Origin of the sequence: Rhodococcus sp. MEB064 (assembly GCF_000834565.1) — a bacterium.
GTDB lineage: Bacteria > Actinomycetota > Actinomycetes > Mycobacteriales > Mycobacteriaceae > Rhodococcoides.
In genome coordinates, this window is record NZ_JXQS01000028.1 from 1 (window position 1) to 14,111 (window position 14,111).

The following is a 14,111-nucleotide window of genomic DNA, read 5'->3' on the forward strand; positions in this document are numbered from 1 at the left end:
CGCCGGCAGCGTCAGCCGGTACTTGTCGTCGAGTCTGGGCGTGTAGGTACCGAGAAACACTCGGCACCTCCTGCTCGGACCCGCATCGTGCATGTCGCGGGGCGTTCCTGATCTCCGCTGTCCACCACATTACCCCACTTTCCCCCACATTCAATCGATGTGGAGCATCGAATTAGTGAGGGATCACGAAAGATGCAGGTGACAGCGGTGGGGGGTGGTGGGAGAAATTATTTCGCCCGGACAGTGGCCGCGGCAGGCCCACGGCAACAAATGGCCGAGTGGGGCTCACCGCAACGAATAAGGCCAGGTGAGAGGGGGCCCTGTAATCGGTGGTGTCCGCGATCAGCGATTGGTGAGTTGCTGTGGGGCGCGGTGGGGATTCGCGGGATCGCGGAGCCGATCGTGGGGCGAGGTGGGGCGCGAGTTGCCCGAGACCGCTATGCGACGCCACCGGACCCACACAGACGACAACAGCGCGGCACCCCGTCGGGGGTGCCGCGCTGTGGCGGTCGATGCGGACCAGGATCCGCGCGCGTCGGTTCTGTGCGCGCTACTCCTGGTCGAAACGGCGTTTGAAGCGGTCTTCCATACGTGAGGAGAAGCCCCGGCGGGGGCCGCGGCGCGGCGCGGATCCCGGACGACGTGTCTCCCCTGGCGACGCGGTGTCGGCGCCGCCGGATCGATCGGACTGTGACGTGGCGGGCTTGCGCAACAGGAGAAGCACGCCCGACCCGAACATGAACACGAAGCCGACGAGGCTGATGATCGGGAATCCACCGGGCTTGATCGGGAGAGCCACACCTGCGATGAGCAGAATGAGGCCGATCACGAACAGGGCGACGGCCTGGAAACGACGCCGCGTGGACGCGGCCCGAATCCGTCCGCCGCGCACGGTAGACGCGAACTTGGGGTCCTCGGCATAGAGAGCGCTCTCGATTTGATCGAGCATGCGCTGCTCGTGCTCGGAGAGTGGCACGGTACCTCCCCCGGCACTGGATGATGGCTCTCGCTTCTTTGCCAGAAGCGAGAGGTAGCCGATCGGTCCCGGCTACCTGTTGACGATGATACGAGCAGAATCGGCGGCGTACCACCTACCTGCACCACCAGTATGCGAGAAAAATCGCCGCCGTGGTGGCGACCGGCCCTAGGCGGGCACCGCGACGTCGTCGGAACGGACGTTCACGCGGTCTTCCACACGGTGCAGAAAGCGCCCGACCTGCAGGAAGAACTCGTCGGCCTCCGCCTGGTCGAGACGGTCCGCGGATCCGGCCTCGATGGAGGCGCGGAGCGCGGAGTACGCGGAGAAGTACGCAGCCCACTCGGTGAAGTCCGGAGCAGCCACCTGCATGCGCACCCACGCGCTGCGTGACGCGCCGCGCTTGGGGACCGGATCGACCGCGTCGAGCAGCGCGCCCGCGCCGCGCAGAGCCGCTACGTAGGACTCCAGGAAACGGTCCGCCGCCGACGGCGCACCGGCAGCATCCCCCAGGATGGCGTCGGCACGACGGAGCAGCATCCGAGCCCGCGCGTAGGGACGCGGTGCCGACGTCTTCGCACCGATGGACACGACAGTGGAGCGCTCCGCACTACCGCCCACCGGGGCGCGGTGTGCCGCGTCTGCCTCTGCCGGACCGCGCGCCGCAGAACCGCGAACCGTCGAGCTGTGAACTGTCGGGTTTGCCATCATTGCCGGACCTCCCTGTCTGACCCATCCCTCGTGTCGGTGTTCTCTCCGTACAACACCGCGGACCCTTCGAACAGTCCGCCGAGCGGCCCGAACGAGGGCGATGTAAGCATGGAGGTCGGACATCGTTGCAGAATCGACCTGCCGGAACCGTTCGGCGCCGAGGCACGATCCATTCGAACGCGTGTTCGATGGATTCACCATAGCGCGGGCCACCGACAGGAAGCCAGGGATCGAGGCGAGGAATCGAGGTGAACACCGTGTCGGACGCCGCCGAACAGGTCTCGGACCACGGTCCAGTGCTGATCGAGCTGTCTCCACAGGAGATGCGGCGACGGCTCACCGAGGCGCTCTCGGTCTACGTCGCGGCGATGGGCTATCCACGCGGCACCGAACTCCACCGTGCGCCGATGTGGGCGGAACACATCCTGCGTCCCGGCTGGCGCGCCGTCGGCGCGCTGGCACCCGCGGGAGACGAAGGTCACCGTCCACTCGTCGCCATCGCGTACTGCTACCGAGGCGCACCCCACCAGTGGTGGCACCAACAGGTCCGCGACGGAATGCGGCGAGCCGGGTGGTCACACGAGCGCTCCGAATCGATGCTGGCCGACTACGTCGAACTCACCGAACTCCACGTCTCTCCGGAGGCACAGGGACACCGTCTGGGAGAACGCCTCCTGCTCGCGCTGCTCGACGGACGCCGAGAAAGCGCGGTGCTGCTCTCGACACCCGAAGTGGCGGGCGAGGACAACCGAGCATGGAGGCTCTACCGCAGAATGGGGTTCGTCGACGTCGTGCGACGTTTCCACTTCGCCGGTGATTCCCGACCCTTCGCCGTCCTCGGCCGCGAATTACCTCTGACAGAACGCGGCCTACCGTCGACAGAGGGAACCGCGTCACCCTTCACCACCACCACAGAAATGAGGCCGACCACGTGATCGATGCCGCCGTCATCGGATCCGGCCACAACGCACTGGTCTCCGCCGCCTACCTCACCGACGCAGGATGGTCGGTACGGGTGCTCGAACGCGACACCGTCGTCGGTGGGGCCGCCTCCACGGTGGAGCGCTTCCCCGGCCACAAGGTGGACCGCGGATCGTCCGCCCACATCATGATCCGGCAGACCGGCATCATCGAGGAACTCCGCCTCGGCGACCACGGCCTTCGCTATCTCGACTGCGATCCGTGGGCTTTCGCTCCCCCGCCCCCCGGAACGGATGAGCCCGGGATCGTCTTCTCCGTCGATCTCGACGCGACGTGCGCGTCGATCGAAGCCGCGTGTGGCCGCAAGGATGCAGATGCCTACCGGGCGTTCGTCGCGCTGTGGGGTCCCCGCAGCGCGCGGGTGATGAAGTCCTTCGGCAGTCCCCCGACCGGTCGTGCCCTGCTGTCGTCGTTCTGGGGAATGGACGCGAGCGACGGCGCCGCGGCTCTGTCGCGCGAGTTCCTCGCGTCGGGAGATTCCTTGTTGAACCGGTGGTTCGACAGCGAGCGGCTCAAGGCGGCTCTCGCATGGTTCGGCGCACAGTCCGGTCCCCCGATGTCCGAGCCGGGAACCGCGCCCATGGTCGCGTTCAACGCGCTCATGCACACCACTCCGCCGGGCCGGGCGGTCGGCGGTAGCGGGGCACTGAGCGTGGCCCTCCAGACGAAGATCGAGGCGGACGGCGGAACGGTGTCACTCGGCGACGCCGTGACGTCGGTGACGCGACACGGTGACGGGTGGGCCGTCCGCACCGCCGGCGGCGAGGAGGTTCGCGCCCGGACCGTCATCGCCGGGTGTCACATCCTGACCACCCTCGACCTTCTCGACGCGGGTGGATTCGACACCGCCACGACGGAATCCTGGCGTCGACAGATCGACGTCGGCCCCGGCATCGGCATGGTCGTGCGCGCGTCGACGTCCGAGCTCCCGCAGTACCCGGGCGCTCCAAGCCTCGAATCGTCCACGCGGGGACTCCAATTGCTGGTGCACGACCGAGCACAGCTACGTCGTGCGCACGGTGCCGCATCTGCCGGAGACCTACCCCCGGCGCCCGTCGTGCTCGCCATGAGCTTCAGCGCGGTCGATCCGTCGATCGCCAAACCGGGCGAGCATCAGGTGTCGCTGTGGTCCCAGTGGCATCCGTACAGGCTCGCCGACGGACGGACCTGGCGAGGCGGTAGCCCGGAAGTGGCCGAGCTCGAAGGCGACCGGATCGTCGCCGAGGTCGACAAGTACGCCCCCGGTTTCGCGGACAGCATCCTCGAGCGCCATACCCAGTCACCGTGGGACCTCGAGCAGGAACTCGGGCTCATCGGCGGCAACGTCATGCACGTGGAGATGTCGCTGCACCAGATGATGATGTGGCGACCCATGCCCGCACTCGCCGGGATGACCGTTCCGGGAGCGCCGTCCTTCTTCCTCACCGGAGCATCCATGCATCCGGGCGGCGGGGTGTCCGGATCGAGTGGGCGTAGCGCGGCACGACTGGCGATGGCCGAGCGTGCGGGCAGCCCCCTTCGCCGCGCCGTGTCGCGGGTCGGGTCGGCGCTGCCTTCGCGCCGATGACCCGGCCGTCCGCCCGGAACGCGGCGCCCACGCCGGTGGCACTGGCGTTCGCACTGGCGGCGGTGCTCGCACAGATCAGCTACCCGCTCGTCTCGGGCGGCACCAAGGACGCGGTGACGTTCTGCGTGGTCGCGCTGCTCGCCGCAGCGTGCATCACGCATGCTGCGTCGGCGCGAGGCGTCGGCTGGGCGACGGCCATGGTCGTCGTCACCGCCGGCATCGGGCTGACGGCCGAGATCATCGGGACCCGGACGGGCATGCCGTTCGGCTGTTACGCCTACGCGCAGGATCGGATCGGACCGTCGATCGCGCATGTGCCGGTGGTCGTTCCGTTCGCCTGGACCGCCGGGCTGTACCCCGTCTGGTGCGCGGCTCGGGTCGTGACCGGGAGACTTCACGCCCCCGCGCTCCCCCGCATCGCGCTGACCACCGTGGGCGTCGTCGGATGGGACCTGTATCTCGACCCGCAGATGGTGGCGGACGGGCAGTGGGCATGGTGCAGCACCTTCGCGGCTCTACCCGGGCTGCCCGGCATCCCGTGGACCAACTACGTGGGCTGGCTGCTCGTCGCGACGCTCATGGCCTGCGCTATGGAACTGCTGGGACGCGTCGGACGATCGAGAATCCGGGGCGTGTCGTACGTCGTCCCGTGGGGCCTGTTCCTCTGGACATGGCTGGGATCGTCACTCGCCCATGCGGTCTTCCTGCCGAACCTCGGATGGTCGGCGCTGTACGGCCTGGTCGCCATGGGTGTCGTGGGAGTTCCGTTCCTGCTCGCGCTCACCGCCCGGCGGCGCGGTCTCGTCCGTGTCGACACGACGCGCACGCTCGACAGACCCGTTCACTGACATCGGCAGGGCACCCTGGCACGATGACCGCTGTGTCCCAGCCCGCTGCCGTGTCCTCCACCAGACGCCTCCGCCCGTCGCGTCGAGTTCTGTCCGTCCTCGTCCTCGCGCTGATGACGGTCCCCCTGCTGGCGGGCTGCCTGCGCGCGCAGGTGTCGATGGGAGTGTCGTCCAACGACCGCGTCTCCGGTCGCATCGTGGCGGCGACCGTGCCCACAGCCGACGGTGACACGGGCCCCGGCCTGGAAGTACCGCAGTCCCTCGGAAGCAAGATCCGCGTGCAGTCGTACAACTCCGACGGCTACGTGGGCAGCGAGGCGCTGTTCAACGACCTGACGTTCGGAGACGTGCAGCAACTTGCCGCGTTGTCCGAGCAGTCGGTCGGCCTGTTCCAGCTCTCCCTGGTCCGTTCCGGGGATCTGGTGACGCTGTCCGGACAGGTGGATCTGTCCAACATTCCCGCACAGGGCAGCGACGTGCAGTTCACCATCGCGTTCCCTGCACGGGTCGCCACCACGAACGGTGCACGCGAAGGCGACAACGTCGTGTCCTGGAAGTTGCCCGCCGGCGAGCGGAGCACGCTACGGGCGGAGGTCCGCTACTCGGATCCGAACACCCGCAGCTTCGCAGGCTGGGCCGGGATCGTCTTCGGTGTGACCGTCGGCGTCGCCGCGATCGTGGGCGGCATGGCGTACGTCGCTCGTGGGGCCTCCCGGCCCGGGCGTCGTCAGCCGGCCGACAGGACGTGACGACCGGCCGTTCCTCCATGGCCTCGGTCGGTCGCCGGACGGTGATCGCGGGAACGCTCACCTCCGTCGCTGCCGCGGCGGTGGCGTCGGCGAATGCCCTCTCCGCGCCCGTCGTCCGCCCACGGGATGCCGCTGCGGTACGCGACGGAGAGCGGATCACCGTCTGCATCCCGGCCCGCGACGAAGCGGCGCGGCTGCCGCATCTCCTGCGCGACCTGATGGCCCAGCGGACCCGCTCACAGCTGACCGTGTTGATCCTCGACGACGAGTCGTCGGACGGTACCGCCGAGGCTGCTCAGGCCGTCGTCGACGACGATCCGCGCTTCGACGTGCTGCACGGACGCACCAGGGCGGGCATCGACGACGCCGGGATGGGCAAGTCCCTCGCGTGCATCGACCTGGGGACCCGCGCCCTGGCCACGACGGACCCCACCGTCGTCGTGTTCCTCGACGCGGACGTGCGCCTGCACCCCGACGCTCTGGACGCCGCCGCCGCGTCGATGCGTGATCTCGGCGCGGCCTTTCTCAGTCCGTGGCCCGGCGAGGTCGCCGTCACCGCGGTCGAGCGTCTCGTCCAACCCCTGCTGTCGTGGTCGTGGTCCGTCACGTTGCTGGTGCGCGCCGCGAACAGCGGGCGGCGCCCGTCGATGGGCGTCGCCAACGGACAGTTCCTCGTCGTCGACGCCGCGGCCTACCGCGATGTCGGGGGTCACGAATGCACACGGTTCGCGGTCGCGGACGACCTCGCGTTGGTGCGGCATGTTCGACGACACGGTTTCTCGACCGCGGTGGCCTACGGCGGACGGGTCGCGAGCTGCCGGATGTACACGGACGCCGCCCAGGTTCGTGCCGGCCACGCGAAATGGTTGTGGTCCCAGTTCGGCGGTGCTGCAGGCACTCTCGCGGTATCGGCGGTCGCTACCGCGATCTGGGTCATACCGCCGACAGCACTGGTCTTCGGTGGACCGATGCGCCGGTGGGGCGCTGTCGGCTACGCGGCCGGAGTGGTGTCGCGACTGGCCGCGAGACGAGCCGAGGGCAGTGGCGACACGTTCGCGCGGGACGTCGTCACCTCGGCACTGCACCCGCTGTCGATCGCTGCGGGCACGGCGTTGCTCGCCTCATCGGACCGGGGACGCCGCCAGGGAACCCTCGTATGGAAGTCCCGAGTTCTCGACACTTGGCGCTGACGAAACACCGGTCCCACCCGAGGACTCCGGAACAGGCCTGGCCAAGCCGAGGTTCTCGACGACCTCGGTGGTGGCCTTGGCAAAGTTCAACGTGATGAAGTGCAGACCCGGCGCGCCCTCCGAGATCAGGCGCTCCCCCATCTCCGTGGCCAGTTCGATGCCGACGGCCCGAACGGCGGCGCGGTCCTCCTCGCTGCCCGTACCCGCGGCGGCGGTGAGGCGCTTCTCCACGGCGGGTGGAACCGAGGACCCGGAGAGCTCCATGGCTCGGCGGATGGTCCGCAGCGACGTGATGGGCATGATCTCGGGGATGATGGGCTTGAGTCCCTGCTCGGGATCGAAGGCCTCGACGCGGTCCCGCAGCCGCAAGTAGTCGTCGACGTCGAAGAACATCTGGGTGATCGAGTACTCCGCACCGGCGCGCAGCTTCGCCACCAGGTGCTTCGTGTCGTGGTCCAGGTCGGGAGCTCGGTGATGGCCCTCCGGGAACGACGCGACGCCGACATGGAAGTCGCCCAACTCGCAGACCAGTCGAACGAGTTCCTCCGCGTATTCGACGCCCTCGGGATGCTTCTCCCATGGTCCGAGCGGATCACCGGGTGGATCACCGCGGAGAACGAGGATGTTGGAGATACCGCGATCGGCGTAGGCACCGACCATCGACCGCAACTCCGTGCGACTGTGCGACACCGCCGTCAGATGAGCCACGGGCAGGAGTGTCGTCAGTTCCGCGAGCTCGCCGGTGACGCGCACGGTCCGGTCGCGGGTGGATCCGCCGGCCCCGTACGTCATGGACACGAAGGCCGGATGCATCTGCTCGAAGGATCGAACGGTCCGCCACAGGCGGTCCTCCGCTGCCTCGTCGCGCGGCGGCGAGAACTCGACGGAGAACGGAACGCTCCCGTGCGCGGCCGAATTCAACCGATCCACCACCGAGGGTGTGCGGCTCACGCGCGCAGTGCGCAGCTCGTCTGTCACACACACATCATAGATTCATCCGACGGGGCCTCTTCCCCGCCGGCCGCGGCGCAGCGTTCCGTGGATCACAGGGAGCCGAGTCGTCGCCCGAGCCGTCGTGTCCGAATAGACGGATAAGATTCTGCGTATCACCTCGAGATGCGCTCGTCCTACGTCACAGCAGCTATCACCGGAGGAAATCCTGTCCACCGCCTCGCACTCGCCGGTCATGTCCGACACGTCCACCAGCACGTCCGTCGGCGCGGACCGCTCCGAGTGGCCTCAGGGATCGTTCGTGACGTCGGTCGAACGGTCGTTGCGTACGTTCATCGCCTCGCAGCAGAGCACGATCGACGCTGTCGGCCCGATCTACGCGGAGGCCGCGGAAGAACTGGCGGCCTTCGTTCTGCGCGGCGGTAAGCGCATCCGTCCCGCGTTCGCCTGGACGGGGTGGATCGGCGCGGGAGGTGACCCGCACAGCGTCGAGGCGGACGCCGCACTCGACGTGTTCGCGGCGCTCGAATTCGTCCAGGGCTGCGCGCTGGTGCACGACGACATCATCGACTGCTCGTCGACACGTCGCGGATTTCCCACCGTTCACGTCACCTTCGCCGAGCGGCATCGCGCCGCCGGGTGGAGTGGAGACTCCGACAAGTACGGCGAGTCGGTGGCCATCATTCTCGGCGACCTCGCGCTGACCTGGGCCGACGATCTGGTCCGTTTCGCAGCCCTCGACGCCGACGCCGCGAAACGTCTGACTCCGGTGTGGTCGGCGATGCGCACCGAGGTACTGGGCGGGCAACTGCTCGACATCGCCGTCGAGGCGAGTGGGGACGATTCCCTCGAGGCCGCCCTGCAGATCGATCGCTACAAGACGGCCGCCTACACGGTGGAGCGGCCGCTGCTGATCGGCGCCGCGCTCGCCGGAGCGGGCGAGGATCTGCAGTCGGTCTACAGCACGTTCGGCGCCGATATCGGCGTCGCCTTCCAGCTTCGGGACGACCTTCTGGGTGTGTTCGGTGATCCCGCCGTCACCGGGAAGCCGTCGGGAGACGACCTCCGTGAGGGCAAGCGGACGGTGCTCATGGCCGCCGCACTCGGCGAGGCCGATCGCAGCGCACCGGCAGCCGCCGCCCGGCTCCGCGCAGGACTCGGCACCGATATCTCCGACGAGGAGGTCGACGTCCTTCGCGCCCACATCGTCGACCTCGGCGCGGTCGAGGACGTCGAACGACGCATCACAGCGCTGACGGAGAGCGCACTCGCCGCCCTCGACGCGTCGAACGTCACCGCGGACGCCAAGGCCCGCCTCACCGCCATGGCGTACACAGCAACCAGGAGAAGTTCATGACCCGTGCGACAGTGTCCGGACCCACCGATCACGTGGTCGTCGTCGGGGCGGGGTTGTCCGGCCTGGCCGCCGCACTGCACCTGCGCGGAACCGGCCGCGAGGTCACCCTGCTCGAGAAGTCGGACTCCGTCGGCGGCCGGGTGGGCTCCGTCGCGGCACCCGGGTATCGGATCGACACCGGCGCCAGCGTGCTGACGATGCCGCACCTCATCGATCAGGCGCTCGCCGCGGTCGGCGCGACCAGGGAATCGACGACGCCGCAACTACGTCTGCACGCGCTCCACCCGGCCTATCACACGCGTTTCGCCGACGGCACCACGATCGACGTGCACTCGAACCCCGAACGGATGATCGCCGAGGTCGAGGAGAAGTGCGGCCCCGACGAAGCACAGCGATACCGGACGCTGCGCGCCTGGCTGGGGTCGATGTTCGACGCCGAATTCGATCGGTACATCGACGACAACTTCGACTCACCGCTCGACCTGGTCGCGGAGAAGAAGGCCCGTGCGAACACTCTGACATTGCTGCGCCTCGGCGGATTCGCCAAATTGGGCAAGCGTATCGACGCGTTGATCTCGGATCCCCGCTTGCGTCGGATCTTCACCTTCCAGGCTCTGTACGCCGGTGTCGCACCCGAGAAAGCTCTGGGTGTCTACTCCGCGATCGCGCACATGGACACCTCGCTGGGTGTGACGTTCCCCGAGGGCGGCATGCAGACCATCGCGCAGGCCATGGCGGATGCATTCGTCGGCGCGGGTGGACGACTGGAGCTGAACACCGGTGTCCGCAGCGTGGAGATGGGCGGCTCGCGCGCCAGGGCCGTCGTCACCGAGGACGGCGGCAGGATCACCTGCGACTCGCTGATCCTCACGCCCGACCTGCTGATCACCGACCGGCTGCTCGCCACCGCGGGCATCACCTTCCGCCGCAAGATCAGGGCGTCACCGTCTGCCGTCGTGTTCCACGGACGCGTTCCCGTCGACGTCACCGCCGGGTGGTCGTCGCGGTCGCACCACGTCATCGACTTCGGCCACAACTGGGCCGAGACGTTCCGTGAACTGACCGCGTCCCGAGGCCGCGGTCGCCTGATGTCGGATCCGTCCCTGCTGATCACGCGTACGTCGGTCACCGATCCCGGCCTGCGTGTCACTCACGACGGCGTGGTGCAGGAGCCGATCTCCATCCTCGCGCCGTGCCCCAACCTCGACAGCGCGCCGCTGGACTGGCCTGCCATCACCGATGCGTACGTTCGCGAGCTTCTCCTCGAGATGGAGAAGCGTGGGTACACCGGTGTGTCCGAGCACCTCGAGATCGACCACATCGACACCCCGCAGACGTGGCTCGATCAGGGAATGGTCGCCGGCACGCCGTTCTCCGCATCGCACATCTTCCGGCAGACCGGACCGTTCCGTCGTCGCAACCTGGTGAAAGGTGCCGACAACATCGTTCTGGCGGGATGCGGAACCACACCCGGAGTGGGCGTTCCGACGGTGTTGATCTCGGGAAGATTGGCGGCCGAACGCATCGACCCGTCGGTCAAGCGGTCGGCTCGCGTCGCACTCTGACGGCGGGCCGGTACGTCTTCCCGGCGGATGCCTCTAAACTCACATGCGTCCGCGCTCGGTCGCCTGTTCGGCGGCCGGCCATGTCACGTCTTCCGGGGAGGAACATGACGACGTCCTCCCCTATCCGGGCCACGGACGGCACCGAGGAATCGGCGCGCTGGCGCTCGATTCGACAGTTCTTCGGGGGACGCGCCGGACGAGCGACGCTCGTCGGGCTCGCCGGTTCGGCACTGATCACGTTCGGTGGTTTCGGGTCGGGCGCGGTGCGCCGCCGGGATCCGCTTCTCGAGGCCATGCATCTGTCGTGGCTCAGATTCGGGCACGGCCTGGTGCTGTCGACCGTCATGGTGTGGATCGGCGTCCTGCTCATGATCGCGGCCTGGGTGCGCTTGGGCCGCTCGACGCTCGGCCACCGCACCACCGTGCATCAGCTGCGATGGGTCGTCCCCATCTGGACGGCGCCCCTGCTGCTGTCGGTCCCCATGTTCAGCCGCGACGCGTACTCCTACCTCGCGCAGGGCGCGCTGCTCCGCGACGGCTTCGACCCCTATGCCGTCGGTCCCGTCGCCAACCCCGGTGTGCTGCTGGACAACGTCAGCAACGTCTGGACCACCACCACCGCGCCGTACGGCCCGCTCTTCCTGCTGCTGGGCGAGGGAATCACCTCCCTGACGGGCGACAACGTCATCGCAGGCACGATGTTGTTGCGGTTGACCATGCTCCCCGGCCTCGCGCTGACCATGTGGGCGGTACCTCGGATCGCCCGGCACTTCGGCGCCGACCCGTCCGTCGCACTGTGGCTGGCCGTCCTCAATCCCCTCGTGCTCATCCACCTCATCGGCGGCGTCCACAACGAGATGCTGATGGTCGGATTGATGACCGCCGGCATCGCCGCGGTGCTGGACCGTCGTCACGTCGCCGGAATGGGACTGGTCGCCGTGGCGGTCGCCATCAAGGCCACTGCCGGCATCGCGCTTCCCTTCCTGGTGTGGATGTGGATGCTGCACGAACGCGAGCGACTGCGCATCGACAACGAGGCTCGCGCCGAACGCGGAGACCCACCTCGCCGCCAGCATGTCCTCCTGGTGTTCGCCAGAACCGCCGGCACCGGCTTCGCCGTGTTCCTCGGCGTGTTCGTCGTCGCCTCGGTCGCAGCCGGGGTCGGCCTGGGCTGGCTGACGGCGCTCTCCGGCTCGGCGAAGATCATCAACTGGCTTTCCCTGCCCACGATCCTGGCGCATCTCGTCACCGTCGGGACCGGCTGGTTCACCGGGGCGCGCCTCGGTCCTGTCCTCGAAGTGACGCGCATGCTGTGTGCAGTCGCCTTGGCCGTGATACTGGCCGCGGCCTGGTGGCGCTCCCGGCACTCCGAGCGCGGCGCCCTGCTCGGCATCCTGGTCTCACTCGTGGCCATCGTGATCCTGTCGCCTGCCGCGCTGCCCTGGTACTACTCGTGGCCGTTGGCCGTGGCTGCCGGGCTCACCATGAGCACGACCACGCTCACGGTGCTGGTGGGACTGTCGGCGTGGCTCATGCTCGTGTTCCAGCCCGACGGATCCATCGGGCTCTACACGTTCCCGCACGTCGTCCTCGCGACCTTCGCGGGCGTCGTCGCAGCCCTGTCCCTCCGCACCGTCGACCCTTTGCGTCTGCGGTCGGTCACCCATCCCGAGCACGAGAACACGTTCGTCCCCACGACGACTCCCCCGAGCACTCGGACCGACACTCGCGACGAGGCTCCGGACCACACCGAGGAGCAGAACCGAGCGTGACCGACTCAGACCTCGCCGAGGCCTATGCGCTGTGCCGCGACGTTGCGCGCGAACACGGCAAGACGTACTTCCTGGCGACGCGGTTGCTGCCCGCGGATCGACGCCCGGCCGTGCATGCTCTCTACGCCTTCGCCCGCATGGTCGACGACATCATCGACGTCGACATGATCGCCGAGCGTGAAGATGCCGACGCAGTAGCCGACGACCTCGCACTCCTCACCCGCATCGAGGAGCGCCTCGACGCCGGACTCGCGTCACCGGACGCGCCCGTGAGCGTCGCGTCCAACGGACCCGACCGACGCAACGAGCTGATCCTCGCCGCCCTGTTCGACACCGCTCGACGGTTCGACATTCCCGCCGAGTACTTCACGGCCTTCATGACGTCGATGCGCATGGACGTGCCGCACTCGTCGATCTACAAGGATCGCTACGCGACCATGGACGAGTTGAAGACCTACATGTACGGGTCGGCGGCCGTCATCGGGCTGCAGATGCTTCCGATCCTCGGGACCGTGTGCCCGGTCGAGGAGGCGCGCCCCACCGCGTCGGCCCTGGGCGAGGCCTTCCAGGTGACGAACTTCGTCCGCGACGCCGGCGAGGACCTCGCTCGCGACCGCATCTACCTCCCCGGCGACGTGTTGAGCGCCTTCGGTGTGGACGAGGACCTGCTGTGGTGGTGCCGCCGGACGGGAAACGTCGACCCACGCGTCGTCCGTGCGTTGGCGGACATCATCGCCACCACTCGCGCGCTGTACCGCACAGCCGAATCCGGCATCCAACTTCTCGAGCCGCGTGCACGGGACGGCATCGCCGTCGCCTTCGCTCTGTATCGCGACATTCTCGAAGCCGTCGAGAGTGACGGCTACCGGTGCCTGTCGACGCGAGCGAGCGTGGGCAATTCCCGACGCGCGCGGGTGGCAGCCACCGCTGCGGGCCGAGGTCTGCTGGTGCGGGCCGGCAGCACGGTGTCACTGCGCTCCGCAGGATGAGCCGATCCTCCGGTCAGAAAGCCATCGCTTGTGCGCGCCGGATGATCTCGCGGGCATGATCGCCGCGGAGCACGTCGACCGGGGTGCCGGGCAGCGTGTCGTCCGGGGTGAACAGCCATCGGAGGATCGCCGGGTGGTTGTAGCCACCGTCGAGCAGCACGGCAATGGCGCCGGCGAGGTGCTTGAGCGGTTGGCCGTCCGTGCCGAGGAACTTCGCGGGGACACACACCACGCGGTCTCTGCGGACGGCGATCAACTTGTGCTCGCGGATCAGCTGATGCAGTCGCGTGACGGTGATGCCCAGCAGGTCGGCGGCGTCGGCAAGCGGCACCAGCACCTCGTCGGGGGGAAGAACATCGTCACAGTAGGGAAGCGCACTCACGCGACAAACGTAGTCACGGCGCCCGACAAGAACAATTCCGAGCCCGGTGTGACGCATCGGGCGCAGACCCCAC

Annotated in this window: 13 protein-coding genes; 9 read left to right on the forward strand and 4 right to left on the reverse strand. The window is 68.3% G+C overall.

All coding sequences use genetic code 11. The annotated features are described in order from the left end of the window. Nucleotides 1-550 precede the first annotated feature (550 nt). Both RU01_RS13945 and RU01_RS13950 read right to left on the reverse strand, forming a co-directional pair. On the reverse strand, nt 551-976 hold the full coding sequence (locus tag RU01_RS13945; protein WP_042575178.1) for a DUF3040 domain-containing protein: 426 nt from the start codon (nt 974-976) through the stop codon (nt 551-553). Between the two features lie 168 nt (nt 977-1,144). Next, nucleotides 1,145-1,684: an SAV_6107 family HEPN domain-containing protein gene (locus tag RU01_RS13950; RefSeq protein WP_231568719.1), complete on the reverse strand. Its 540-nt coding sequence runs from the start codon at nt 1,682-1,684 to the stop codon at nt 1,145-1,147. 326 nt (nt 1,685-2,010) lie between these two features. Here RU01_RS13950 and RU01_RS13955 point away from each other — a divergent pair, with 326 nt between their 5' ends. The 5 genes from RU01_RS13955 to RU01_RS13975 are packed head-to-tail and all read left to right on the forward strand — an operon-like array spanning nt 2,011 to nt 7,022. After that, nucleotides 2,011-2,622 (forward strand): GNAT family N-acetyltransferase, encoded by a 612-nt coding sequence (locus tag RU01_RS13955; RefSeq protein ID WP_052493290.1) that lies wholly within the window; start codon nt 2,011-2,013, stop codon nt 2,620-2,622. Continuing rightward, nucleotides 2,619-4,235 (forward strand): phytoene desaturase family protein, encoded by a 1,617-nt coding sequence (locus tag RU01_RS13960; RefSeq protein ID WP_042575179.1) that lies wholly within the window; start codon nt 2,619-2,621, stop codon nt 4,233-4,235. The genes RU01_RS13955 and RU01_RS13960 overlap by 4 nt, the downstream gene beginning before the upstream one ends. Further along, a complete protein-coding gene (locus RU01_RS13965; RefSeq protein ID WP_042575180.1) occupies nt 4,232-5,083 on the forward strand; it encodes a carotenoid biosynthesis protein in 852 nt (283 codons plus the stop codon). Before RU01_RS13960 ends, RU01_RS13965 begins: the two co-directional genes overlap by 4 nt. Nucleotides 5,084-5,106: 23 nt before the next feature. Further along, the gene (locus tag RU01_RS13970; RefSeq protein ID WP_042575181.1) at nt 5,107-5,832 is read left to right on the forward strand and encodes an LppM family (lipo)protein; all 726 of its coding nucleotides are present in this window, start codon (nt 5,107-5,109) and stop codon (nt 5,830-5,832) included. Next, on the forward strand, nt 5,829-7,022 hold the full coding sequence (locus RU01_RS13975) for a glycosyltransferase (RefSeq protein WP_052493287.1): 1,194 nt from the start codon (nt 5,829-5,831) through the stop codon (nt 7,020-7,022). The genes RU01_RS13970 and RU01_RS13975 overlap by 4 nt, the downstream gene beginning before the upstream one ends. On the opposite strand, the gene RU01_RS13980 is transcribed toward RU01_RS13975, so the two are convergent. Beyond that, on the reverse strand, nt 6,954-7,973 hold the full coding sequence (locus RU01_RS13980; RefSeq protein WP_156148923.1) for a methylenetetrahydrofolate reductase: 1,020 nt from the start codon (nt 7,971-7,973) through the stop codon (nt 6,954-6,956). The genes RU01_RS13975 and RU01_RS13980 overlap by 69 nt on opposite strands. Before the next feature lie 235 nt (nt 7,974-8,208). On the opposite strand from RU01_RS13980, the gene RU01_RS13985 reads away from it, so the two are divergent. The 4 genes from RU01_RS13985 (at nt 8,209) to RU01_RS14000 (ending at nt 13,656) form a co-directional block, all read left to right on the forward strand. Then, complete coding sequence (locus RU01_RS13985) at nt 8,209-9,330, forward strand: polyprenyl synthetase family protein (RefSeq protein WP_042575182.1); 1,122 nt, start codon at nt 8,209-8,211, stop codon at nt 9,328-9,330. After that, complete coding sequence (gene crtI / locus RU01_RS13990; RefSeq protein ID WP_042575183.1) at nt 9,327-10,895, forward strand: phytoene desaturase family protein; 1,569 nt, start codon at nt 9,327-9,329, stop codon at nt 10,893-10,895. Before RU01_RS13985 ends, crtI begins: the two co-directional genes overlap by 4 nt. Before the next feature lie 104 nt (nt 10,896-10,999). Further along, on the forward strand, nt 11,000-12,667 hold the full coding sequence (locus tag RU01_RS13995; RefSeq protein WP_082043118.1) for an alpha-(1->6)-mannopyranosyltransferase A: 1,668 nt from the start codon (nt 11,000-11,002) through the stop codon (nt 12,665-12,667). Next, the gene (locus RU01_RS14000) at nt 12,664-13,656 is read left to right on the forward strand and encodes a phytoene/squalene synthase family protein (RefSeq protein WP_042575184.1); all 993 of its coding nucleotides are present in this window, start codon (nt 12,664-12,666) and stop codon (nt 13,654-13,656) included. The genes RU01_RS13995 and RU01_RS14000 overlap by 4 nt, the downstream gene beginning before the upstream one ends. 13 nt (nt 13,657-13,669) lie before the next feature. Here RU01_RS14000 and RU01_RS14005 read toward each other — a convergent pair whose 3' ends face one another. Then, the gene (locus RU01_RS14005) at nt 13,670-14,038 is read right to left on the reverse strand and encodes an Rv2175c family DNA-binding protein (RefSeq protein ID WP_042575185.1); all 369 of its coding nucleotides are present in this window, start codon (nt 14,036-14,038) and stop codon (nt 13,670-13,672) included. Between the last annotated feature and the right edge of the window lie 73 nt (nt 14,039-14,111).

Bases quoted from the DNA above. Each gene is read 5' to 3' on its own strand.
- crtI (WP_042575183.1), top strand. From the start codon at position 9,327: ATGACCCGTGCGACAGTGTCCGGACCCACCGATCACGTGGTCGTCGTC.
- RU01_RS13995 (WP_082043118.1), top strand. From the start codon at position 11,000: ATGACGACGTCCTCCCCTATCCGGGCCACGGACGGCACCGAGGAATCG.
- RU01_RS13970 (WP_042575181.1), top strand. From the start codon at position 5,107: ATGACCGCTGTGTCCCAGCCCGCTGCCGTGTCCTCCACCAGACGCCTC.
- RU01_RS13985 (WP_042575182.1), top strand. From the start codon at position 8,209: ATGTCCGACACGTCCACCAGCACGTCCGTCGGCGCGGACCGCTCCGAG.
- RU01_RS13965 (WP_042575180.1), top strand. From the start codon at position 4,232: ATGACCCGGCCGTCCGCCCGGAACGCGGCGCCCACGCCGGTGGCACTG.
- RU01_RS13955 (WP_052493290.1), top strand. From the start codon at position 2,011: ATGCGGCGACGGCTCACCGAGGCGCTCTCGGTCTACGTCGCGGCGATG.
- RU01_RS13950 (WP_231568719.1), bottom strand. From the start codon at position 1,684: ATGGCAAACCCGACAGTTCACAGCTCGACGGTTCGCGGTTCTGCGGCG.